This is a genomic window from Arcanobacterium phocae (genome assembly GCF_018913465.1).
In the GTDB taxonomy this organism is placed as follows: Bacteria; Actinomycetota; Actinomycetes; order Actinomycetales; family Actinomycetaceae; genus Arcanobacterium; species Arcanobacterium phocae_A.
In genome coordinates this window covers 1-22,710 of the sequence record NZ_JABAPM010000005.1, presented here as the reverse complement: position 1 = coordinate 22,710, position 22,710 = coordinate 1, and the positions used below count along the sequence as shown (strand labels likewise).

Sequence of the window (22,710 nt, the reverse complement as noted above, 5' to 3'; positions counted from 1 at the left end):
AACCTAGTTCGTTCTTCCTGTACTTTTGTTTCAGCGAGCTAAAATCTTGCCGTAGAAATCCATAGTTTTAACCGCAATATTTTCCCAGGAGAAGTGCTCTTCTACCCGACGCCGACCAGCTTGGCCCATCTGCGCAGCACGTTGCGGATCAGAGACAATTTCTGCTAGAGCATGTCCCAAATCGCGCTCGAATGTTTCCGGATCTACCGGTGTTCCGGTACCATCATTCACCTGCTCGATGGGAACAAGGACTCCGGTAACGCCGTCGTCAATACAATCTGGGATGCCTCCCGTATTAGTGCCAACGACTGGTAATCCCATAGCCATTGCTTCTAAATTCACGATACCAAGCGGCTCGTAGATTGATGGGGTGACAAACGTCGTCGAGCAGGCCAAAAGTAGCTGGATCTTATCCCGTGACAAATGCTCATCGATCCATACAACGCCATCGCGCTGTTCTTGCAAATGCTGAACTAGCCCACGCGTCTCCGCCAAGATTTCAGGCGTATCAGGAGCTCCAGCGCACAGGATAACTTGAACATCAGCAGGTACGTAAGCCAACGCACGTAATAACCCTGGAACCCCCTTCTGCCGAGTAATCCTCCCGACAAAAGCAATCGTTGGCACATCGGGATTCAGACCGTAAGACCGCACGAAGGCTCGAGCTTTAGCCTTATGTTCATCAGTTTGCGGGGCTTTCCATGCCTCAAGATCAATTCCGTTATGAATAACGTGAACCTTCTGCGGGTCTAATCCCGGGTAGCACCGAATGATGTCTTCACGCATGGCGTGTGAGACAGCAATGATACCGTCGGCTGCTTCATATGCAGTTTTTTCTGCCCACGATGAGAGGTTATAGCCGCCCCCAAGTTGCTCACGCTTCCAGGGACGTAGCGGTTCCAAGGAATGAGCAGAGATAACGTGCGGCACCTCATGTAAAAGAGACGCCCAGTGCCCAGCCATATTTGCATACCAAGTATGCGAATGGACAATATCTGCACCCGCGGTCTTCTGCGCCATAGCAAGATCTACGCCAAACGTCTTAATCGCACTGTTTGTCTGCGCCAACTCGTCAAGATAATCATAGCCTTCTACATGAATTGAATTATCACCAGTAGCAGGACGCGGTCCGTCAAAAGCGTGCACGTGCACATCGGCGTGAGCCGACAGGACTTTCGATAGCTCAGCTACATGGACACCAGCACCACCATAGATATGTGGCGGATACTCACGAGTCAGTAGATCAACACGCATGACTGTCCCTTCATTAGAGAAATATTCTGCTCTAACCTTAGCCTGATTTTGGGATCAATGGGCAAAGCAAATCAAAATGTTCTGGTAAAAAGTTGCAGGATTACGGAAACTTTTTGCAGGTTTTGGAAATTGCGTTGAAAACCCATAAATACCGCACCAACGCCGAAACTCTCCGCTAAAGTTAGACTCATGCATGGAAGAAAAAGATCAAAACCTCGTGTCCTAGCCATTGTTCTTGCAGGTGGCGAGGGCAAACGTCTTATGCCGCTTACTCAGGACCGGGCCAAACCAGCAGTTCCTTTCGGTGGTATTTATCGCCTTATCGATTTTTCATTATCAAATCTAGTGAACTCGGGTTACCTCAAAGTCGTGGTACTCACCCAGTACAAGTCACATTCTTTGGATCGCCATATTTCTCAAACTTGGCGCATGTCCACCCTTTTGGACAATTACATCGCACCAGTTCCTGCCCAGCAGCGTGTGGGCAAGAGCTGGTTCTCCGGATCTGCAGACGCGGTCTTCCAATCCCTCAATATTTTGGATGATGAACGCCCGGATTACGTTGTTATTACAGGTGCGGATAACATCTACCGGATGGACTTCTCCCAAATGGTTGAGCAGCACATTGACTCTGGGCACGGATTAACCATTGCTGGATTGCGTCAGCCGCTCCATATGTGTTCGTCATTCGGAGTTATCGACACCGACCCCTCAGATTGCACTAAGGTCCGCGAATTCCTCGAAAAGCCTGAGCATGTGGATGGGCTTCCTGATTCGCCTGGCGAATTTTTGGCATCCATGGGCAATTATGTTTTCAGTGCAGATGCGCTCGTTAATGCCCTCCATGCAGACGCGGATAACACTGATTCGAATCATGACATGGGTGGTGATATCGTCCCAATGTTTGTGTCGAAGGGGGACTGTGGAGTCTACGACTTTACATACAACGATATCCCCGGTTCCACTGAGCGCGACCGCAACTACTGGCGTGACGTCGGTACAATCGACATGTTCCACGAAGCTAATCAGGATCTTATTGCTATTAACCCAATTTTCAACCTGTATAACACAGACTGGCCACTCTACACCGGCTATACTGGCCTTCCGCCGGCCAAATTCGTGTATGGCCACCATGAACGATTAGGGCACGCTCTCGATTCAATCATCTCTCCCGGTGTTATTATTTCCGGTGGTGAGGTTATTGCTTCGGTTCTTTCACCACATGTTCGAGTTAACTCATGGTCCTCAGTACGTAACTCAGTCATATTTGATGGAGTTAACGTGGGTCGTAACGCCACGGTTGTTAATGCAATCGTTGACAAGTACGTCCAGATTGACGAAGGTGCGCAAATTGGTATTGACCATGAGCACGATCGCGCACGTGGATGCTGGATATCCGAAGGTGGAATCGTCGTCGTACCAAAGGGTGTTCACATAACTCGCGATTAACACATTCATGTTGTATAGGTTCAGTGGCGGTCTCGATTCTTTGCGAGACCGCCACTGACTATCTAATCTAAGACGTCAAGCGATTGCTATCAGTTCAAGGTAATCATCAGACCACAAATCTTCGTCCCCATCTGGCAAAATAAGGACACGTTCCGGATCAAGAGCTTCAACAGCACCCTCGTCGTGAGTCACGAGAATAACTGCGCCTTCATATTTCCGTAGCGCGTTCAATATTTCTTCACGCGAAGCAGGATCAAGATTATTAGTCGGCTCGTCGAGCAACAGAACGTTCGCAGCTGACACCACAAGCATCGCCAAGGCTAACCGTGTTTTTTCGCCGCCCGAAAGCACACCAGCAGGTTTGTCTGCATCATCGCCAGAAAAGAGAAACGAGCCGAGTACGGATCGCACGCCCGTATCGTCGAGTTCTGGGGCAACATAACGCAAGTTTTCGACAACAGTCTTTTTGGAGTCAATAGTCTCGTGTTCCTGTGCATAATAGCCAAGTTTCAGCCCATGACCAGCAACTACTTCACCAGTATCAGAGTCTTCTACTCCAGCGAGTATTCGTAACAGCGTCGTTTTACCAGCGCCGTTATAGCCAAGCACTACCACTCTTGACCCTCGATCGATTGCCAGGTCAAGTCCTGCGAAAATTTCAAGTGAACCGTAGGACTTTGAAAGTCCCTTAGCCATCAGTGGCGTTTTCCCCGACGGCGCTGGCTCTGGGAAGCGCAGATGAGCTACCTTGTCCGCAGCACGTGTTTCCTCGAGATTACTAACAAGTTTTTCTGCACGCTTGAGCATGTTTTGGGCAGCAACTGCTTTAGTTGCTTTAGCACGCATTTTGTTGGCTTGCGCAGTAAGCGCAGCGGCCTTCTTTTCTGCGTTTGCACGTTCTCGACGACGACGCGCTTCATCGCTCTCACGCTGTTTGAGGTAGGCATCCCAGCCCATCGAATAAATATCAATAACGGAACGATTCGCGTCCAAATACCAGATCTGGTTAACAGTCTCACGCAGCAATTCAACTGAGTGAGAAATTACGACGTATCCGCCCGAGTATGTCTTTAGCCAATCCCTTAACCAAAGAATCGAGTCATGGTCAAGGTGGTTTGTTGGCTCATCAAGAAGGAGTGTATCTGCGCCAGAAAACAGAACACGTGCAAGCTCTACACGGCGACGCTGACCGCCTGAAAGAGTATGGAGCTCTTGATCGAGCACACGTTCTGGTAGGCCGAGGGAGGCTGAGATCTGCGCAGCTTCAGCTTTTGCTGCGTATCCACCAGCTGCAGTAAACTGCATATCCAAACGCACATACTTTTCCATAGCTTTTTGCTGCTTCGTACCAGTAAGTGTGGACATATCATGTTCGGCACGTTCTAAAGAACGTAGCATCTGCTCGATTCCGCGAGCTGACAAGATACGATCGCGTGCCTTCTGGTTCGGATCGCCAATGCGCGGATCCTGTGCCAAGTAACCAATGGAGCCTTTTCGGCTAATCAAACCGGTATGCTCTACTACTTCAGATGTTGTTCCTTCACCGGCAAGAAGTCTGAGTAGGGTTGTTTTACCAGCACCGTTACGGCCAACTAGTCCGATAGCTGAGCCTTTATCCACGTGTAATGTGGCTCCAGACATGAGCGTACGCGTGCCGATATTCATGGAAAGATCTTGGGTATGAATCACTCTCCTAGTTTACCCGTCCATAATCATTACCCCTACGCCACCGTTGGTGTAGCTCCCCACACCAACAGACATGATACGAAGCGTTTCTGCTGAGCATATTCAGACCTAACAACAGATGAGGCTGGCATCAACAAGATGTTGATACCAGCCTCTACAACTGCCATGTTTTTGGAAAACATGGTTTTTAGACATTAAAGCCAAGCGCCCGAAGTTGATCCCGGCCATCTTCGGTAATTCGATCCGGGCCCCACGGTGGCAACCATACCCAGTTGATCCTAAAATCATTAACCAGGTGCGCAACAGCTACTGCGGCTTGCTCTTCGATTACATCTGTCAACGGGCAAGCTGCCGATGTCAAAGTCATATCGGCGACTGCGGAATCGCCGTCGATAGTAAGCCCGTATACCAGGCCAAGGTCAACGATATTGATGCCGAGTTCCGGATCAATAACATCGCGAAGAGCTTCTTCGAGCTCCTCAACGGTGACGGGAGAGTCGGTCATATTTTTACTCCTTAGCAAAACAGGCAAGTGAACGTACATAAACTAATCTTAAGAATGATGATGCAACGCTTGATCCGTAGCATCGCGTAATGCCATCCATCCTAGAAGAGCACACTTGACGCGCATCGGGAACTTGGACACGCCTTGGAAAGCAGAAGCATCATCGAGAAGGTCTGCTACGTCGTCATCGATTTCGACACCACGGCTATCCATCATGTTACGGAATGCCTCGTAGAGCTGATCAAAATCCTCAATCGAGTGTCCATCTATTAGATCGTGCATGATCGATAGCGATGCCTGAGATATAGAACATCCCTGACCTTCCCATGCCACATGCTCGAATCGCTTACCATCTTCGGAAAGTACCACACGCATTGTAGCCTGATCTCCACAAGTGGTATTAACTTGAAACGATTCACCATCAGCATGGTCTAAATGTCCTTCACCGTGGCGTTCGCGAGAAGCATCGAGAATTATCTGCTGATACATCTGGTCTAGATCACTCATATTTATCCTTTCACTCCGAAATACGAGCGCACTCCAGAAAGCGCTTCTATGAATACGTCGATGTCCTCTTTACTATTATATGGCCCGAAAGAAATACGCGACGAAGCAAAAACTCCAAAATGCTGATGAATTGGCTGCGCACAGTGGTGTCCTACCCTGATAGCAATTCCTTGAGCATCCAGAACCTGGCCCACATCATGCGGATGAACGCCTTGAACGTCGAACGCAATGACACCAACCCGATCAGTTGCTTCAGCTGGTCCAAGGATACGGATACCATCGATGGTTTTTATGCTTTCGAGTGCGTAAGCTGTCAGCTCGTGTTCGTGCCGCTGAACATTCTCCATACCTAAATTTCTTAGGTAGAGCACTGCTGCATCCAAGCCTACAATCTGTGTCACCGGTTGAGTTCCGGCTTCAAAGCGAGCCGGCGGCATCGCAAACGTTGCCTTTTCCATAGTGACAGTTTCAATCATTGAACCACCCGTAAGAAATGGTGGAACACTATCTGCGATATCACGACGAGTATACAAGACTCCAATCCCGGTTGGACCAAGCATCTTATGCCCAGAAAAGACGGCAAAATCTGTGCCGAGCATATGGAAATCAACCGGAATATGAGGAACAGATTGACACGCGTCAAGAACTGTATAAGCACCATGCGCGCGAGCAGCTTCGACAATTGCCGGCACCGGAGATACTGCGCCAGTAACATTCGACACATGCGCGAATGCAACAATCCGGGTACGCGAATCGATAGCATCCAGTGTGTCGATGTCAATCTGCCCATCAGGTAGAATATCTAGCCATCGCAATTCGATACCAACTTTGCGGCATAGATCCTGCCATGGAAGAAGATTCGCGTGGTGCTCAGCGCGGGTCACCACAATATTGTCACCGGTATGCAATGCAAGCGGCGACTCTATCCCTGATTGTTTTTCGGCAAGCGTCGCATTCAAAAAACTATATGCAACTGAGTTTAGAGCTTCCGTAGAATTCTTCGTCCACGACACCTCCGAACTATCAGCTCCAACAAACGCAGCAACGTCAGCGCGAGCGTCTTCAACAGCAACCGTTGATTCTGCGGCTAAAACATGCGAGCCACGGTTTACAGCACCATTATGAACCTGATCCTGGGCCACCATCGCATCAATAACAGACACTGGACGTTGTGCTGTCGCAGCCGAGTCTAAATAGACAAGCCTGGTCCCGCTATGAACGTCACGTTGGAGGATCGGGAAATCCGTACGCGCAGCTAGAGCAGTATTCACCGATTAGCCTTCGTACTTCTCATATCCATGAGCTTCAAGAATATCAGCTAGCTCCGGACCACCAGACTCTACTACCCGCCCATCAACGAAAACGTGTACAAAATCTGGCTTGATGTAATTCAAAATACGAGTGTAGTGCGTAATTAAAAGGACGCCATTGTTAGTCTTATCATGAACTCTGTTGACGCCTTCAGAAACAAGTCGTAATGCATCAACATCTAACCCGGAATCTGTCTCATCTAAAACAGCAAACTTCGGCTTAAGCATTTCCAGTTGGAGAACCTCGACTCGTTTCTTCTCACCACCAGAAAAGCCAACATTGACATCACGAGAAGAAAAATCTTCATCGATCTTTAAGTCGTGCATAGCTTGTTTCATGGATTTGACCCATTCGCGAAGCTTAGGTGCTTGTCCATCAACAGCAGCTTTAGCAGAGCGCAAGAAGTTAGTAACAGTAACACCAGTTACTTCAACCGGGTACTGCATTGCAAGGAAGATACCGGCTCGAGCGCGCGCATCTGCAGGCAACTCGGCAATATTTTGACCATCAAGCAAGATCTCGCCCTCAGTGATGTCGTACTTTGGGTGACCTGCGATGGCATACGAAAGGGTTGATTTTCCGGATCCATTCGGGCCCATAATAGCATGAATTTCGCCAGAGTTAATCGTCAGATTAACGCCACGCAAAATCGGCTTCGGACCTTCAGCGGTGTGAACAGAAACATGCAGATTCTTAATTTCAAGGGTGGACAATGATTTCTCTTCTCTATTTAAAACATTCTTTTAAGATTGAACAGTGATGTAGACGTCGTCGCCGTCTACGCGGACAGGATACGTAGTGACTGGAGCAGACGCAGGTGGCGTCAAAGCTTGACCAGATGCCAGATCAAATGCCGCACCGTGGCGGCTACATTCGATTGTTTCATCCTCTACCCATCCTTCAGAAAGTTTTACTCTTCCATGGGAACACCGGTTATGCGTCGCAAACCAACTTCCGCTTTCTGCGTGGATAACAGCTACCGGAATAGTCTCAATGTCATCAATCACGATCTCAAAACCTGCGACTGAGCCGGGGGCTACATCGGAGACTGCACAGACTCGGTGATCAGACATGTGCCGCGACTCCCATCGTAAGATCCAGCTCCGATTCAATCGCAGCCATAAGTTTATCCTCAACAGTTCCGACTCCGATTTGATGAATCAATTCCGCGAAGAAACCACGAACTACAAGTCGGCGAGCTTCGTCTTCTGAAATCCCGCGAGACATGAGGTAGAAAAGCTGCTCATCATCGAAACGGCCGGTGGCCGAAGCGTGTCCTGCACCTTCGATTTCACCGGTTTCAATCTCAAGATTTGGCACCGAGTCAGCTCTCGCCCCCTCAGTAAGCAAAAGATTTCTATTTAGTTCGTATGTATTAGTGCCTTCTGCCTCTGGGCGGATCAGTACATCGCCAACCCATACTGAGTGCGCATCGTCGCCCTGTAATGCACCTTTGTATGTCACGTTAGAGAGTGCCCGTGGAACACTATGGTCAATTAGCAACCGGTTTTCAATATGCTGGCCACCATCAACAAAATAAGCACCGAGCATATTAACGTCTGCTCCTGGTGCACTATATTCTACTGAAGTGGTCACCCGGACCAATTTCCCACCAAGTGAAACGACGATATGTTTCAATGTCGCATCGCGTCCCATCTTAATCCGGTGCGAAGCCGTATGGACAGCATCGTCATCCCATTCTTGTACAGTGACAAGCGTCAGATGAGCTCCGTCGTCGACGACGATCTCGACTGCTTCGTTTACATTTCCTGACCCGTGATGTGCGAGCACTACGGTAGCATTTGAATATTGCTCGGCATGCACGTAAAAATGCTGCGGAGAAACTTTGCTTGAAGCTTGCCCAGTTACGGTTGCCAACACTTCACGAGTTAACGAAGTACCCGAAGGAATCGTAATAGCATGAGCTTCCTGAAAACTATTCCATTCGATCACAGATGTTCGGTCTTCAGGAGGAAACACTTGGCCTAACCGTGGGTCGTCCCGACCAACAACTTCGTAGTTGGCTTCTCCGGTTACAGTAACTTGCGGTTTAGCTCCATCTGCCTGGGCGAAAAATGCTGCTAGTTTCTCAACCGGAGTAAAACGCCAATCTTCTTCGCGTCCGCTCGGAACTGGAAAAGTGTCAATATCAAATGACAATGCGCGATCTGCGCGTGAATTCATAACAGGTGCCATCAGCCGACAGATCCTTCCATCTGAAGTTCAATAAGGCGATTGAGTTCGAGTGCGTATTCCATGGGCAACTCGCGTGCAATTGGTTCAACAAATCCGCGGACAATCATCGCCATTGCCTCAGTTTCTTCAATGCCACGAGACATCAGGTAGAACAACTGATCTTCGGAAACCTTTGAAACTGTTGCTTCATGTCCCATTTCGACGTCGTCAACACGCACGTCGACATAAGGATAAGTATCCGAACGCGAAATGGTATCAACTAGCAAGGCATCACACAGGACATTCGACTTAGATTTCTTCGCTTGCGGGTCAATCTGGACTAGTCCACGGTAAGCTGACCGCCCACCACCACGTGCAACTGACTTAGATACAATCGACGATGATGTGTTCGGGGCCATATGAACCATCTTGGAGCCAGTATCTTGGTACTGGCCAGCACCGGCGAATGCAATGGACAGTGTCTCGCCACGAGCATGCTCGCCCAGAAGGTAAACGGCTGGATACTTCATGGTCACTTTTGAACCGATGTTTCCATCGATCCATTCCATAGTGCCACCTTCTTCTACCATAGCTCGCTTGGTCACAAGATTGTAGACATTGTTCGACCAATTTTGAATTGTCGTATACCGGACACGTGCACCTTTCTTCACAAAAATTTCGACGACGGCCGAATGCAATGAATCGCTCGAATAAATTGGCGCAGTACAGCCCTCAACATAGTGAACGTAGGAATCTTCATCAGCAATGATCAGTGTTCGTTCGAACTGCCCCATATTTTCAGTGTTGATGCGGAAGTATGCCTGGAGCGGAATATCAACATGGACTCCCTTAGGAACATAAATAAATGAGCCACCCGACCACACCGCGGAGTTAAGGGAAGCGAACTTGTTATCGCCCAACGGGATAGCTGTTCCAAAGTACTCTTGGAAAATTTCCGGATGCTCACGCAAACCAGTGTCAGTGTCTAAGAAGATAACACCTTGCTGTTCAAGATCCTCACGAATTTTGTGATAGACAACTTCAGATTCATACTGCGCTGCCACTCCGGCAACGAGACGAGCCTTTTCAGCCTCCGGAATGCCTAATTTATCATAAGTACTCTTAATTTCTTCTGGAAGATCTTCCCATGTATCGGCTTGGCCTTCAGTGGATTTAACGTAGTACTTGATTGAATCAAAATCAATGCCAGATAAGTCTGCGCCCCACTGTGGCATCGGACGGCGTTCAAACAGCTTGAGAGCTTTTATACGCTTCTTCAACATCCATTCTGGCTCGTTTTTACGAGCAGAAATTTCCCGCACGACGTCCTCATTTAGACCTCGCTTAGCAGTAGCCCCAGCCGTATCAGCATCATGCCACCCGTATTGGTACTTGCCACCGATCGCATCAATAGTTTCTTCTTGGGTCATCTGTTCTGGTGAGCCCGTTCCCGTTTGGGTCATTTATTTCCTTCCCGATCGCCAGCATTGTCTGGCGCGATATTTTGCGATATAGCACGACTGCGTAAGTTTTGCGGAATGCCCAATAAAATATTTGTGGTGCATACGTGGCCTCCGCTTGCTAACGTAGACAACCGCTGAATTGGCACCCCAAGTAGCCGTGCAAAAGCTTGCGTTTCTGCTTCGCACATTTCTGGAAAGTCCTTAGCTACCTCTTGAATTGGACAATGACCTTGGCATAGCTGGATTGCCAACGCGTGGGGTCCGCCACGACGCAAAGTCGCTACAAATCCGTCTTTCGACAGCGCCTCTGCAAGCGTGGCTGTTTTTTCAGCAGTAGAGGTCCCTGACTGGCTGAGAATAGAACGATAACGATCTTCTAATTTATGAATACGTGCCTGGACAAATTCATCGACTCCCTCATCGCCAAGTTCAGCTCGCAAAAAAGCCAGAGCTTGGTTGGCTAGATCAGCATATCCTTGTCCTAAAAGCTCCTGACCAGAAGCCGTTGCGACGTACTTCCGCGAAGGCCGCCCACGACGGGCAGGGCCAGAATTATGGCCCTCATATATTTCGATCATATCGTCAGCAACAAGCGACGATATGTGGCGACGAACGGCTGCTGGTGTAAGGACCAGTATTTTTGCGAGTTCACCGGCAGTGATTGGTCCTCGTTCTACGATGAGTCGCAAGATCTGTTCACATGTTCCGGCATCGTCATTGTCTGCCATATCCACCTCCTGCAACTAATAAAATCCTTTACACAACATCTTTGTTGCAAAATTAAACTTTTGCAAGTTGATGAGGCAGATTTATGCCACACTCGAACAGAAAAGTGTCACTAAAGCATTCTATGGACGAAAAGTCTGGCTCTGCAGATACTCATTGGCAGCTAACACTCCAGCAACAAGCGCCGGACTAGTTAGATCGCCGCGGAAAATTGCCTGAACAATTTTGCGAATATCTACCCAATGGACGGTAATTTCACGCTCTTCTTCAATTTTTTCAAAATTAATGTTGCTGCCAGTCGAAACATCAGAAGCTAAGAAAACTGTCACTTTTTCATCACTCACTCCGGCAGAGGCGTAAAAACTGATCAATTCCAGCCACTCATTCGCAGCATAACCAGTTTCTTCAGCTAGTTCACGCTGCGCAGCGCGCTTCTTTTCCTCGCCCGGAACGTCACATAGCCCGGCGGGGACTTCCCACATCAGTTGCCGTGGAGCATGCCGATATTGATTAATGAGCAGAACCTCCCATGACGGACCAGAAGGTCTAACCGCAACGATAGCCACTGCGTCATCATGGGTCATATATTGACGGTTAGCAGTATCACCAGCAGCAAATTTAATCTGATCATCGTATATATCAAAAATTGGGCCGCCGAACTTATGCTCCGAAGTGAGCGTCGCAACATGTTCGGGTGCTTGAAGATCTTTGAGTGCGATGTCACCTACCACTGTTGGATAGAGACTCATGCTTTTTTCCTTCCATATAGATCATGACGTAAAACCACCAGCATCGGAATAATGACAACGAGTCCGCCCAAACCCGCAGCGATAAAAGATCCCAATATGCCACCGCCACAATGGTACTGAATATACGGGACCCCGAACCACGCTGGTATTCCAATAACCGCAAGCACCACAACTGAACGTATAAACCCACCTGCATGCTCTTTTAAAACTCGTGCTCCACTCGCTTTGCGCAATAGCACCAAAACTGTAGCGGTCCCGAAAGTCATCCCGATCGATAGCGATAGCCCTACCCACAACAAAGTGGCTTCCCGGCCAGAAATCCCCACAATATGCGCACCTACAAGCGCAACAATCACCGATGCCCACGCCAGCGAATTAGTTCGTACAACATATCGTGGTCTGCCCAATGCATATAAAACGCGAGCACCATGGTATAAAACAGAAAAGCCTACCGCACCAAGTGCCATTGATTGTAGCGCGATATCGAGTCCCAAAATTGGATTGCCAAGTTCGACCACAGTTTTTGCTGGCACCGATAGAACTGCGATCAAAACTGCAGCTGTTGCTCCCATTACGATGACAACAAATGTCGAATGTGAAACTAAACCGCGAACCTTATCATGCTCCCCTAGCTCGTGAGCTTCAGCAATACGCGGAAATACCGCAGTTGCAATAGGAACAGCCAACACTGCGTATGGAACCATAAAAATCGCATAGGCATAGTTAAAAGCAGCGAAGGTTCCGGTATCAGACAAAGCATTCGTCGAATACATAATCATGATAATAGCCAGTTGTTGTGCTCCGAGAGCAGCTAAACCTGCGCCGCCCATTCTGACTGTCGCACGGCCTACACCGTCAGGAAAAGACCAGCACGGGCGAATAGTTACCAGCTTGACAACCGCAGGGAACTGCACAAGGGAAAAGACTGCAACCCCAGCGGTAGTCCCCCAGCCTAGCAATGCAGTCGCTGATCCAGTGATAGCGTCAGGCTCAGCATACGGACCAACCGTGAGCGCATACCATACAAAAACTCCCACCACTACTACCGAAGATAACAATGGCGCAAGCGCCGGAAGAACAAAACGTTTATGTGCTTGTAATACGCCAGAAAATACTACCGACAAACCATAAAGAGGAATCTGTAACGCAAACATTCGTAGCAGGCTAGTCCCAAGTGCAATATGCGAGATCGGGGCATCACCCAGTAAGAACTGCACAATATAAGTAGCTGTCAGCATAACAACAGCAGCCAACGGCACTGAAACAGTAAGTATCCAGGTGAGCAAGGCAGATACGGTCTTCGACTCAGCACTGCGCATGTTCCGTGCGATAAAGCGCGATACTATCGGAATTACTGCTCCGGCTAATGCGCCACCAGCAGCGACCTCAAATAGTACGTTAGGCACCGTATTTGCAGTGTCATACGTTCCAGCAATAGTGCCATCGGACATCGCCCACGACTGCGCGAGTTTGCGCAATAGCCCCATAATACGTGAGCCGAGGGTCAACAAGGCGATGAGCCCAGCAGCTCCGGCAACTGATGAGACTCTCTTCATGGGATTCCTTCAGTGACGACCTAATTGATCGATCGCATTGAGGAACTTGTTACTCTCAATCACGTGCGAAAATGAAATCTTTTCCGAGGCCAATGTAAGACCAATAGTTCCAGCTAGCCATGCACTGCGCGCCGGCAATGGCAACACACTTGAAAGAATAACTCCCAATTGTGCTCCTGCTGTATTAGCTCCAAGATCGCCGAGCATCGTATCACCGTTAAGATCAGAAGGAAGCCCGGCCAAGCCAGAACCTAACAATGCACTGGCTGGAACGGCTGTTTTTTCTTTACTTGCGCAGAGAATTCCGGCAAGTAAGCTGGAAACCTTTAGTGCCCGACCGGGTCGAAGGTCAAGTAGGTTGATCAAATTAGCACTACCCGCAATCAGGGCGGTATCGATACCAACCGCAGCAAGATCTCGTAGGCTTCGGGGGCGCTCTAACACCAAACCCGATGCCAAGGCGCCAGAGCCGATAATCGCAATCTTAGCAATTCCAGAAGTCAGATGACCCGATTTCAGGGCACCAAGGTGGCCATGAAAACCCTTTCCTTGCGACTTGAAAGCACCTTCCAAATGATCATCAATATAACCAGCAAAAGCGCCAGCAGTTCCAGCGATTAAACTTGCTCGGCGTAGCTTGTTCGACCGTGTGAATAAAGTTCCGACGACGATCCCGGAAGCGACTTGCAGTCCCCCAGTAAGCGATACCATAGTCCCATCAAAAGACTTCCGATCCCAAGAATCCATTATTCGGTGCTTTGTTAGCTGTTTTACTCCGTAGACGCTAGCAGCACCAACTGCACACCCAAGAACTCGTCGTATCATGCTGCAGGATGACCTTCAGCTGGTTGTTCCTCTGAATTCGATTCCGATGGTTGTGCAGCTTCGTCAGGCTTTGGTGACTCAACGCGTGGCGACAGCGCAGTGCTAGCTCCGTCGTCGAAACCAAGTTGCACGACGGAGTCATTTAATTCAGCCGCTACTGCCATAACAACATTCATTGTCCCCACGGACAACGAATCAGCAACATTATCAACGGTCGAGACGTTTCCCGCATCACGTACAACTCGAGTAACATCAGCAGGTGAATCAGCTGCACCTACAACAACGGTTGGCACATGCTGACCGAATCGAGATGCGAGCTCAGCATATGTTTGAGCGTCATAAGTTGCTTGAGCTTGTACTTCAGCGTCCTTTGCTGCACGAGTATCAATCGCCGCCTGGTCTGTGTCAGGCGCAATGATAACGACAGCCTGAGCTTCAGCACCCGTAGAGGAAGCAATAGTCATCATCGGGTGTTCGGAGCCAGTGAAAATATCGCGAAGCGTTGCATTCTGTCCAAAAGACTCGCCACGAGTGGCAAGCTGACGAAGCGCGTCTGCCATAAGTTCGTTAGCATCTGCGTCTTCTTTAGCTCCGTCGATATATGTCGCCAGTTGGCTAGCAAAGGTTGTCCGGTAAGCTGTTTCATCGGCCGCGGTCCATCCACTATTGAGCGAGATCTGGACGTTAACCGAAGCTCCAGCGTTATCGAGACGATCCGTGATTGCAGTAATCTGCTCAGTTTCCACACCCGGCAAGGCCACGATTGCAACAGTGCGTCCAGTTAAGATATCCGCGACAAGCGTCGGTGCTATATCAGCCCATGCCTCCTCATGGTGCGCCAGAGCTGTTTTATAATCACTTGACTCCGTCTTAAGTTTTGCATTGGCATCAGACAATGCTTGGACTTGCGAATTCAGCACGCTACCAATTGAATTCTGTAGCGGTCCGGCACCAAGAATAATACCAACTGCTAAGGCTATAAAAACTGCACCTAGTGACACGAGGTGATAACGAAAGTCAACCATGGATCCACCTAAAAAAGACTCTTAAACCAGAAAATTGCGTCTGAGAACCAGACCTTAAACAAACCAAACAGAATCTGTCCAGCATCAGTGACTGCTAACGAAGCAGCGATAACGAACAACCCAGTAACGAGCAAAAATGCGATTTGCCAGTTCGAGATACGCGAACGGTAGAGCTGGCTAACGCCTTTAGCGTCGATGAGCTTAGAACCAACCTGCAAGCGCGTGAGGAATGTGGAAGCCATTCCGCGTCGTCCTTTATCTAAATATTCGATCAGGGTGGAATGCGTTCCCAATGCCACAATTAGATTCGCGCCTTTAGCATCAGCCAACAACATCGCGATATCTTCCGAGGTGCCGGTTGCTGGGAAAACTACGTGCTCAATGCCTAAGTCTTCCACACGTTTACGCCCTGGAGCTCTGCCATCACGATACGCATGAACAACAACTTCTGCCCCGGATTTCAGTGCTTCATCAGAAACTGAGTCCATGTCGCCGACGATCATGTCAGGCTTGTACCCTGCCTCAATTAGGGCATCGGCTCCACCATCAACGCCGATAAGCACTGGCCGATACTCGCGAATATATGTTCGCAAAGCTTGGAGATCGTCTTTGTAGCGGTAACCACGGACGACGATAAGCGCATGACGACCAGCAAACGATGTAGTGACATCTGGCATGCCGATGCCATCCAGAATCAAATCCTGTTCCCGTTCGACGTACTCCATCGTGTTTGTCGCAAACGCCTTTAGCTGGGTAGACATTCCAGCCCGTGCGGCTTCACGGTCTTCTTGGATCGTTTGCGCAGTTTGGACTATACCCTCAGCAATAATATCGCCGTTTTGAGTCACTACCCCTTGAGAATCTACCTTGACCATTGATCCTTCACGGATATCCATGATTGCTGACCCTAAATCATCGATTAACGGGATTCCAGCTTCATTGAGAATAATCGGGCCAAGGTTAGGATATCTACCCGAGGTAGATTTAGCTGCATTAAGCACTGCCGTCGGCTTACACTCGACAAGTGCTTCTGCGGAGACACGATCGAGGTCCTCGTGGTCAATAATAGCGATATCGCCCGCCACCAGACGCTTCGTTAAGTTCTTTGTCCGTGAGTCAACTTTAACAGGTGCCTCACAGTTACCCGGAACACCTGCTACTGCATTCTTACGCCGTTTGAATACCATACGAATATCATGACACATGAGCCGAGCTAAGTAGCTCAGCTGCGTGTGCGAGTGCCGCTTCGGATTCGGAGTGTCCGGAGAGCATCCGAGCTAGTTCTGCGACGCGTTCCGTCTCGGCTAACACCGAGACTTTAGTATCACCACCGGACTGAGTAACGTTCTTCCGAACGTTTATGTGACGAGACGAGTACGCCGCGACCTGCGCCAAATGGGTAACAGCAATAACCTGGCATTGCTTACCTAATACGGCCAGCCGCTCACCGATAGAAAGTGCTGTTTTTCCGCCGATTCCTGCATCAACTTCATCAAAGATAAACGTGTGCTCTCTGGTGGAAATTCTTGATGCAAGTACTACTTCCAAAGCAAGCATCACACGCGACATTTCACCTCCAGAAGCGGTTTGCCCTAACGGCAATAATGGACTACCACGGTGGGGTGAAAGCTGAAATTCAATATGGTCAATCCCATGAATTTGTGGCGTATCAGACGCTTCGACGAGTACCGAAAATGTGGCATCTTTCATTGCGAGCTGTGCGAGTTCTTTCGTCACATTCTTACTCAATAAGTGCGCATACTTGACTCTGCATTTACTCAGTGCCGCTCCAGCATGCTTAAGCTTGTCTTTTTCTTGAGCAACTTGAGCTGTGAGTGCGTCTAATGATTCTTGCGGATTGGCAATAGCTGCTAACCGTTCGTCAGCGGCAGCACGACGGGCAAGTATTTCTCCTATATCCATCCCAAGATCTCGTTGTAGCGTCTTCAACTGCGCGCGCCGTTCATGAATGTTGTTAAGCTGCGCTGGATCTGCATCGAGTGATGACAGTTGCCCACCAACTTCATTAGAGACGTCCGAAGCTTGAGCACTTACTTCATGCAAAACACTGACTAACTGAGCAACACGAGGATCATTGGCAGCAATTCTAGCTAATGCGTTAGCTGCCCGATCAAGCTGTTTCAGTGCACCGTTTTCTTCTGAACCTAAAGCCTCGGATGCCTCAGCCAAGGCATTTCGCACATCTTCAATATTTTCCAGCAGCATAGCTCGCGCTTTCAATTCATCTTCCTCACCTTGTTGAGGATTGACTGCATCGACACGAGAGATAAGGGCTTCCAACGCCAGGCGTTCGGTCCCCGCCTGAGCAACCTTTGCAGCAAACTCTTCGCGTTCGGTCACGAGATTTTGATATTTCTGCCATTGATCATGATATTGGGTGGCTAGTTGTGCGATTTCGTCGCCGCCAAAAGAATCTAGTGCATCTCGTTGCGCTTTGGGAGATTTCAAGCGTAACTGATCAGTTTGGCCATGAATAGTTACTAAGTATTCACTCAGCTCTTTGAGGACAGCCAACGGAACAGAGTGCCCGCCAACATAAGCACGCGTTCTTCCTGAAGCAGGCAAGTGACGGGAGATGTATATAATAGCTCGGTTATCATCAGTATCTACATCGCCTCCAGCGTTACGCACGATATCTACTGCTGGCGAATTAATATCGACGACGAATGTACCTTCGACCACTGCTGCTTCGGCTCCAACGCGAACTTTCGCGGAATCGATCTTGTTGCCCATTAACATCAGCAACGACGTTAGTGCCATTGTTTTTCCGGCGCCAGTCTCGCCTGTTAACGCGTTAAGCCCAGTGCCTAATTCTACGTTCGCGTGTTCTATGACTCCAAGGTCTCTAATCTGTAGCTCTTCGATCATGATGCTTCTCCACTGTTTCGCCAGCCATGAGTTGGAAGATTAAATTTGCGTACAAGCCGATCCGTAAATGGCATCTCATTTAGCCGAGCTAATAAGACTCGGTGCGAATCACGAGTCACAGTCACCCTTGTGCCAGCAGGTGCAGGGAATAGCCGCCGGCCATCACACCAAACATGGGCATTATTGCTGTTAATCGTCACAGATACCCGCGAATCGGGGCTAACCACCAGTGGTCGAGCGAATAACGCGTGGGCCGCCACCGGAGTGACAACTAACGCATCGACGTCGGGCCAAACTACTGGACCCCCTGCAGAAAATGAGTAAGCTGTCGAACCTGTCGGCGTCGAGACTAAAACGGTGTCACAACTAAACGCTGACACAGGCACTTGGTCAATCGCAATATCAGCTTCGACCATACGAGAAACTGGGTCCTTTTCAATCGACGCTTCGTTTAGCGCCCAGCTAGAGGTAACATCTCCATCTGCAGTTTCAATGGTTACTTGTACAGCCATTCTTGACTCTACTGTCCATTGTCCCTGTTCGATAGCAGAAACGACATGGGCAATGGACTCTGGATCGGCTTCTGCGAGAAAACCCATGTGCCCGTAATTTATTCCGAGGATCGGAATTGAATGTCCATAAGCTAGCTCCGCAGCCCGAAGAATAGTACCGTCTCCGCCCATGACAATAATAAGTTCTACCCGAGCTAGTTCGTCAATTGACAAAAGCTCAGTATCTACTGTGTTACTAGATGATGGAAGCGTTGGAAGCCAAAACACATCAACACCAGCTAGTTTAAGGGCCTGGGCAACTCGGGAAGCAGATGCAATAATCTCAGGATTCTTGTCATGAGACAACAGAGCTACTGTACGTTTCACCGGAACTCCTTAAATAGTACTTTGAATGCCTATCATAGTCCTTAGAGCAAAGAACCAGCAGGTCCGGCGGCGACGGCTTCACGGATAGAGGACTCCAGATGATCTCCGAGCCTGTCTGCCGTTGCTCCTTTCATATGAACAAAGTATTCCACGTTTCCAGCTGGACCAGGTAGCGGCGAAGGAGCTATAGCAAGGATGCCGAGACCATTATCTCGTGCACAGTGAGCTACTTTCATCACAGTTTCCACATGGTGTTCCGGATTGCGCACCACTCCACCTGCGCCTAGACGATCCTTTCCGATTTCAAACTGCGGCTTAACCATTAATAGAAAGTCTGCAGTGGGACTTGCACAATTGACCAGAGCAGGCAACACCAAAGTAAGCGATATAAAAGATAGATCTCCTACCACTAGATCAGGGGCAGGCTTCACTAAGTCTGGGTCCAGCGTGCGCACATTTGTCCGTTCGTACACTTCAACTCGGGGGTCTTCGCGTAGCCGCCAGGCTAATTGCCCATAACCCACGTCTACAGCCGCAACAGAAGCTGCGCCGCGGCGTAAAAGCACATCAGTAAAACCACCGGTAGAAGCTCCTGCATCGAGCGCGCGAACGCCCTTGATTTGCGGCGCAGTATCACCAAGGTAATCTAACGCACCCAAAAGCTTGTATGCGCCACGAGAGGCATAGTCATCGCGCTGATGGTCGGCCACAATCAGGGCCTGCGCCGGGTCCATTTGCCGAGACGGTTTGGCAACAACATTTTTATCAAGTAGCACTCGTCCTGCTTGGATCAATTCTGTTGCTTCGTTTCGGGAACGTGCCAAACCACGGCGCACTAGTTCTGCATCGACACGAATGAGCTTAGCCATAAATACTTAACCTCACATTTTTGCTCGACCAAGCATGATGGTCAGTTCCTGGTGAATCTTTTCCAGTTTATCGATCCGGGTAGCAATGCTTTTCTCCGCTAACGATGTCAGAGCTGTCTCTGGATCGATTGCGATGCGTGGTTTAGGCAAAGAACGCGGATTCTCCGATGGAATATTGGAAACCATGATTATTCAGCAGTTTCACCCCATCGGGGTGAAAACTCAGGTAGCCAGGACATGTCATGTCCAGCATCAACTTGTTTCCACGCCAACGCAACGAGAGCTTGATACTCGTTCAGAGTGAGTTCCACGGTAGCTCTACCAAGTGCCATATTGTTAATGACGATTGAATGATCACTGATACTAACTGTTGTGCTTCCAACCGTTGCAGTTTCGTGTGTTACTTTCGGCTTCTCAAATGAGCGAGTTAAGTCACGTAAATCAAAAACTGGGTAGGTTGGACGTTCATCCTTTTCCGCTAGCATAACTTGCTTCATGGTAGTCACACCAGTCAGCACATGAGCTGAGTCATAGCCAGCTCGGTTAGCACCGAGAATATCAGTATTGAGACGATCTCCCACTGCTAATGGACGCAACCCGCCTGATTTTTTCAGTGCAAGCTGGTACATTGTCGGCTCAGGTTTTCCTGATGAGACAGGAACAACTCCGGTAGCGTGGGATACTGCAGCCACCAAAGACCCGTTACCTAAGTACTCACCGCGCTCTTTTGGAAGAGTAGCGTCGATATTCGTGGCTACGTAGGTGGCGCCCGCGCGAATAGCCAAAGCCGCTTCGGATAAATCTGCCCATGTTGCATCAGGATTCAAACCGTGCAATACCGCATCTGGCCTATCGTCAGCCGAATCTACAAGAAGAAATCCAGCTTCTGATAGAGCTACGCGCACTCCTTCAGCACCCAATGGCAGAACTTTCGCTCCAGCTGGTACCAATGTAGAAAGTAGCATCACACCAGTGATAGCACTCGTAACCACGTCTTCGGGCTGAGTAGGAATGCCTAAACGAGTCAGCTGACGAGCGGTTTCGGCAGGAACACGCGCCGAATTATTTGTCATATAGACGACGCGCACACCGCTGTTTTTTGCCGATTGGTACCCCTCTACCGCACCGATTGCAGCATCCGCTCCCCGGTATGCAACACCATCTAGGTCTGACAAGATAACGTCATAGGAAGACAGAATGGCGTGTTCATTCATTGGCATCATCTTCGTCGAAAAGTTCATCAAAAGCTTCTTCGAACTCAGGGTCTACTTCGCTGTCTGGTTCAAGATCGGTGTCTTCAATGTCATCTTCAATGTCATCTTCAATGTCATCTTCAACGTCATCATCGATAAAATCGTCTCCAAACTCATCCTCAAATTCGTCTGAATCGAAACCTTCGGAGGACGGCATCTGTTCTGATTCGTCAAGTTCGAGATCCGTGTCAGTATGGTCAAAGGCTTCATCAGCGGAATCAGCAGAATCATCCTCAGGCAGGTCATCGAGAACGTCGTCCAAGTCCACCATCATAGAGAAATCTTCATCGTCTTCCAGCAAATGTTGCCACTCAGCGCGAAGTTCTTCGGCTTCGTCGGTACGTCCTAGTTCTTCAAGACGGTCTGCTTTGGTGAGCTGTACTCGAGCGGCTAGCTCCGAATCGAGGTTCTCAACCAGAATCTTTTCAAGCACAGCCAGACCGCCCTCATGGTCGCCCGTTTCTGCTCGAGCGCCAGAAATTACAATGACTAGCTCTATTTTAGCTTCAGCATCAAGTCTAGTTAGCGGCACACCTTCGATAAAACGCAAAGCTTTCTCTGGACGGCCCAACCCACGCTCCGAGTCGGCTTCGATCGGGATATGCGAGTAGTCATCACTCATTCGACGATACGTACGTAGCTCGCGCAGTGCCTCCGCATATCGGCCAGTAATATATGCGGTCAAACCGAGTGCTTCACGTACAACGTCCACTCGTGCAGCGCGCTGATAGGCTGCATACGCGTGTTGGTAGGCGACTTCCGGATCAATATCCATCATCTCACCGGCATAAGCCAAATGTCGTGCTACACGCTCACCATTTTCTTTATTAAGACTCATTAGCCGACGACGGACATCCCCATCTAATGACTGAGCTGTAATAGATTCTGGGATTTCAGCAAGTAAGTCCCGCGCATCTTCATAGTTATAATTTCCCTCAGGCGTGTGTTCAGAGCCACGACGGTCGTTATCCCACTTGCGAGGACCACGATCATCACGTCGATTATCCCGACGATCGTTATCCCAACGACGGCCTTCGCCACCACGGCGGTCATCACGACGGTCGTTATCCCACTTGCGAGGACCACGATCATCACGACGGTTATCCCGACGATCGTTATCCCAGCGACGGCCTTCGCCACCACGGCGGTCATCACGACGGTCGTTATCCCACTTGCGAAAACCACTAGAACGGGCAGATTGCCAACCCGAGGAATCGGTATCACGATGAGATTGATGATCGTTATTATTACGGTAGTCTGACATATATTCCTCGAGTTAAGCTGTAAAAAATCAAATGCGTAAGTCGCGCATACTGCAACTAGTTTACACCACAGACACCAGAGTGAAACACTAAAATCGAGCACGCTCAGAGTGATTTACAATATGTAATCTACTAAGCACCAAAGTGGACATCAGCAGCAACGCCTGGTTGGTGAGCGGATTCCAGTTTAGCTGTTGGCGAGGGTGTTCGCGGGTGCTGACGGGTGTCCCAACCCCTTGCCTAGATATAGTAAGCGGGAGGGGCCTGGTCGTGGTGACCGGGTCCCTCCCGTTATCAGATGTGTGACGGCGGTGTCCTACTCTCCCAC

General features: G+C 49.3%; 22 protein-coding genes. 1 reads left to right on the top strand and 21 read right to left on the bottom strand.

The genetic code is table 11. The features are described 5' to 3' along the window. Positions 1 to 30: 30 nt before the first annotated feature. Entirely contained in the window at positions 31 to 1,254 is a 1,224-nt protein-coding gene (gene glgA / locus KSO86_RS06915) for a glycogen synthase (RefSeq protein ID WP_216379364.1), read from the bottom strand. A 189-nt stretch (positions 1,255 to 1,443) separates the two neighbouring features. Here glgA and KSO86_RS06910 point away from each other — a divergent pair, with 189 nt between their 5' ends. Beyond that, a complete protein-coding gene (locus KSO86_RS06910) occupies positions 1,444 to 2,703 on the top strand; it encodes a glucose-1-phosphate adenylyltransferase (RefSeq protein ID WP_091281283.1) in 1,260 nt (419 codons plus the stop codon). 75 nt (positions 2,704 to 2,778) lie between these two features. Here KSO86_RS06910 and KSO86_RS06905 read toward each other — a convergent pair whose 3' ends face one another. The 20 genes from KSO86_RS06905 to KSO86_RS06810 form a co-directional block, all read right to left on the bottom strand. Further along, on the bottom strand, positions 2,779 to 4,392 hold the full coding sequence (locus KSO86_RS06905; RefSeq protein WP_216379365.1) for an ABC-F family ATP-binding cassette domain-containing protein: 1,614 nt from the start codon (positions 4,390 to 4,392) through the stop codon (positions 2,779 to 2,781). Between the two features lie 184 nt (positions 4,393 to 4,576). Continuing rightward, positions 4,577 to 4,894 (bottom strand): metal-sulfur cluster assembly factor, encoded by a 318-nt coding sequence (locus KSO86_RS06900; protein WP_216379366.1) that lies wholly within the window; start codon positions 4,892 to 4,894, stop codon positions 4,577 to 4,579. 48 nt (positions 4,895 to 4,942) lie between these two features. Then, positions 4,943 to 5,401: a Fe-S cluster assembly sulfur transfer protein SufU gene (sufU, locus tag KSO86_RS06895; protein ID WP_216379367.1), complete on the bottom strand. Its 459-nt coding sequence runs from the start codon at positions 5,399 to 5,401 to the stop codon at positions 4,943 to 4,945. A 2-nt stretch (positions 5,402 to 5,403) separates the two neighbouring features. Beyond that, a complete protein-coding gene (locus tag KSO86_RS06890) occupies positions 5,404 to 6,672 on the bottom strand; it encodes a SufS family cysteine desulfurase (protein WP_216379368.1) in 1,269 nt (422 codons plus the stop codon). A 3-nt stretch (positions 6,673 to 6,675) separates the two neighbouring features. Further along, a complete protein-coding gene (gene sufC, locus KSO86_RS06885) occupies positions 6,676 to 7,425 on the bottom strand; it encodes a Fe-S cluster assembly ATPase SufC (RefSeq protein WP_216379369.1) in 750 nt (249 codons plus the stop codon). A 30-nt stretch (positions 7,426 to 7,455) separates the two neighbouring features. Beyond that, on the bottom strand, positions 7,456 to 7,785 hold the full coding sequence (locus KSO86_RS06880) for a Rieske (2Fe-2S) protein (protein WP_216379370.1): 330 nt from the start codon (positions 7,783 to 7,785) through the stop codon (positions 7,456 to 7,458). Then, positions 7,778 to 8,908 (bottom strand): Fe-S cluster assembly protein SufD, encoded by a 1,131-nt coding sequence (gene sufD, locus KSO86_RS06875; RefSeq protein ID WP_216379371.1) that lies wholly within the window; start codon positions 8,906 to 8,908, stop codon positions 7,778 to 7,780. The genes KSO86_RS06880 and sufD overlap by 8 nt, the downstream gene beginning before the upstream one ends. After that, a complete protein-coding gene (gene sufB, locus KSO86_RS06870) occupies positions 8,908 to 10,350 on the bottom strand; it encodes a Fe-S cluster assembly protein SufB (protein WP_216379372.1) in 1,443 nt (480 codons plus the stop codon). The genes sufD and sufB overlap by 1 nt, the downstream gene beginning before the upstream one ends. Beyond that, positions 10,347 to 11,078, bottom strand: a complete 732-nt coding sequence (locus tag KSO86_RS06865; protein ID WP_216379373.1) for a helix-turn-helix transcriptional regulator — start codon at positions 11,076 to 11,078, stop codon at positions 10,347 to 10,349. The genes sufB and KSO86_RS06865 overlap by 4 nt, the downstream gene beginning before the upstream one ends. Positions 11,079 to 11,198: 120 nt before the next feature. Then, positions 11,199 to 11,825 (bottom strand): NUDIX domain-containing protein, encoded by a 627-nt coding sequence (locus KSO86_RS06860; RefSeq protein ID WP_216379374.1) that lies wholly within the window; start codon positions 11,823 to 11,825, stop codon positions 11,199 to 11,201. Further along, positions 11,822 to 13,381 (bottom strand): murein biosynthesis integral membrane protein MurJ, encoded by a 1,560-nt coding sequence (gene murJ / locus KSO86_RS06855; RefSeq protein ID WP_216379375.1) that lies wholly within the window; start codon positions 13,379 to 13,381, stop codon positions 11,822 to 11,824. Before murJ ends, KSO86_RS06860 begins: the two co-directional genes overlap by 4 nt. Positions 13,382 to 13,390: 9 nt before the next feature. Next, positions 13,391 to 14,206 (bottom strand): hypothetical protein, encoded by an 816-nt coding sequence (locus KSO86_RS06850; protein WP_216379376.1) that lies wholly within the window; start codon positions 14,204 to 14,206, stop codon positions 13,391 to 13,393. Further along, entirely contained in the window at positions 14,203 to 15,231 is a 1,029-nt protein-coding gene (locus KSO86_RS06845; protein WP_216379377.1) for a copper transporter, read from the bottom strand. Before KSO86_RS06845 ends, KSO86_RS06850 begins: the two co-directional genes overlap by 4 nt. An 8-nt stretch (positions 15,232 to 15,239) precedes the next feature. Then, a complete protein-coding gene (gene steA / locus KSO86_RS06840; RefSeq protein ID WP_436231422.1) occupies positions 15,240 to 16,424 on the bottom strand; it encodes a putative cytokinetic ring protein SteA in 1,185 nt (394 codons plus the stop codon). Between the two features lies 1 nt (position 16,425). Continuing rightward, a complete protein-coding gene (recN, locus tag KSO86_RS06835) occupies positions 16,426 to 18,120 on the bottom strand; it encodes a DNA repair protein RecN (protein ID WP_216379379.1) in 1,695 nt (564 codons plus the stop codon). Beyond that, positions 18,117 to 18,998: an NAD kinase gene (locus tag KSO86_RS06830; protein ID WP_216379380.1), complete on the bottom strand. Its 882-nt coding sequence runs from the start codon at positions 18,996 to 18,998 to the stop codon at positions 18,117 to 18,119. The genes recN and KSO86_RS06830 overlap by 4 nt, the downstream gene beginning before the upstream one ends. Positions 18,999 to 19,039: 41 nt before the next feature. Further along, positions 19,040 to 19,867 carry a TlyA family RNA methyltransferase gene (locus KSO86_RS06825; RefSeq protein WP_216379381.1) on the bottom strand — a complete coding sequence of 276 codons (828 nt, stop codon included), beginning with the start codon at positions 19,865 to 19,867 and terminating at the stop codon, positions 19,040 to 19,042. Positions 19,868 to 19,879: 12 nt separating this feature from the next. Then, a complete protein-coding gene (locus KSO86_RS06820) occupies positions 19,880 to 20,053 on the bottom strand; it encodes a hypothetical protein (RefSeq protein ID WP_216379382.1) in 174 nt (57 codons plus the stop codon). Positions 20,054 to 20,055: 2 nt separating this feature from the next. Then, positions 20,056 to 21,108: an HAD-IIA family hydrolase gene (locus KSO86_RS06815; RefSeq protein WP_216379383.1), complete on the bottom strand. Its 1,053-nt coding sequence runs from the start codon at positions 21,106 to 21,108 to the stop codon at positions 20,056 to 20,058. Continuing rightward, complete coding sequence (locus KSO86_RS06810; protein ID WP_216431970.1) at positions 21,074 to 22,384, bottom strand: motility-associated ABC transporter substrate-binding family protein; 1,311 nt, start codon at positions 22,382 to 22,384, stop codon at positions 21,074 to 21,076. Before KSO86_RS06810 ends, KSO86_RS06815 begins: the two co-directional genes overlap by 35 nt. Between the last annotated feature and the right edge of the window lie 326 nt (positions 22,385 to 22,710).

What these genes read in the sequence shown, in the direction of transcription:
- KSO86_RS06865 (WP_216379373.1), bottom strand. Translation starts at nt 11,078, where the DNA reads ATGGCAGACAATGACGATGCCGGAACATGTGAACAGATCTTGCGACTC.
- KSO86_RS06825 (WP_216379381.1), bottom strand. Translation starts at nt 19,867, where the DNA reads ATGGCTAAGCTCATTCGTGTCGATGCAGAACTAGTGCGCCGTGGTTTG.
- KSO86_RS06910 (WP_091281283.1), top strand. Translation starts at nt 1,444, where the DNA reads ATGCATGGAAGAAAAAGATCAAAACCTCGTGTCCTAGCCATTGTTCTT.
- sufU (WP_216379367.1), bottom strand. Translation starts at nt 5,401, where the DNA reads ATGAGTGATCTAGACCAGATGTATCAGCAGATAATTCTCGATGCTTCT.
- KSO86_RS06810 (WP_216431970.1), bottom strand. Translation starts at nt 22,384, where the DNA reads ATGTCAGACTACCGTAATAATAACGATCATCAATCTCATCGTGATACC.
- glgA (WP_216379364.1), bottom strand. Translation starts at nt 1,254, where the DNA reads ATGCGTGTTGATCTACTGACTCGTGAGTATCCGCCACATATCTATGGT.
- KSO86_RS06880 (WP_216379370.1), bottom strand. Translation starts at nt 7,785, where the DNA reads ATGTCTGATCACCGAGTCTGTGCAGTCTCCGATGTAGCCCCCGGCTCA.
- KSO86_RS06900 (WP_216379366.1), bottom strand. Translation starts at nt 4,894, where the DNA reads ATGACCGACTCTCCCGTCACCGTTGAGGAGCTCGAAGAAGCTCTTCGC.
- KSO86_RS06845 (WP_216379377.1), bottom strand. Translation starts at nt 15,231, where the DNA reads ATGGTTGACTTTCGTTATCACCTCGTGTCACTAGGTGCAGTTTTTATA.
- murJ (WP_216379375.1), bottom strand. Translation starts at nt 13,381, where the DNA reads ATGAAGAGAGTCTCATCAGTTGCCGGAGCTGCTGGGCTCATCGCCTTG.
- recN (WP_216379379.1), bottom strand. Translation starts at nt 18,120, where the DNA reads ATGATCGAAGAGCTACAGATTAGAGACCTTGGAGTCATAGAACACGCG.
- KSO86_RS06860 (WP_216379374.1), bottom strand. Translation starts at nt 11,825, where the DNA reads ATGAGTCTCTATCCAACAGTGGTAGGTGACATCGCACTCAAAGATCTT.
- sufB (WP_216379372.1), bottom strand. Translation starts at nt 10,350, where the DNA reads ATGACCCAAACGGGAACGGGCTCACCAGAACAGATGACCCAAGAAGAA.
- KSO86_RS06820 (WP_216379382.1), bottom strand. Translation starts at nt 20,053, where the DNA reads ATGGTTTCCAATATTCCATCGGAGAATCCGCGTTCTTTGCCTAAACCA.
- sufD (WP_216379371.1), bottom strand. Translation starts at nt 8,908, where the DNA reads ATGGCACCTGTTATGAATTCACGCGCAGATCGCGCATTGTCATTTGAT.
- KSO86_RS06815 (WP_216379383.1), bottom strand. Translation starts at nt 21,108, where the DNA reads ATGAACTTTTCGACGAAGATGATGCCAATGAATGAACACGCCATTCTG.
- KSO86_RS06850 (WP_216379376.1), bottom strand. Translation starts at nt 14,206, where the DNA reads ATGATACGACGAGTTCTTGGGTGTGCAGTTGGTGCTGCTAGCGTCTAC.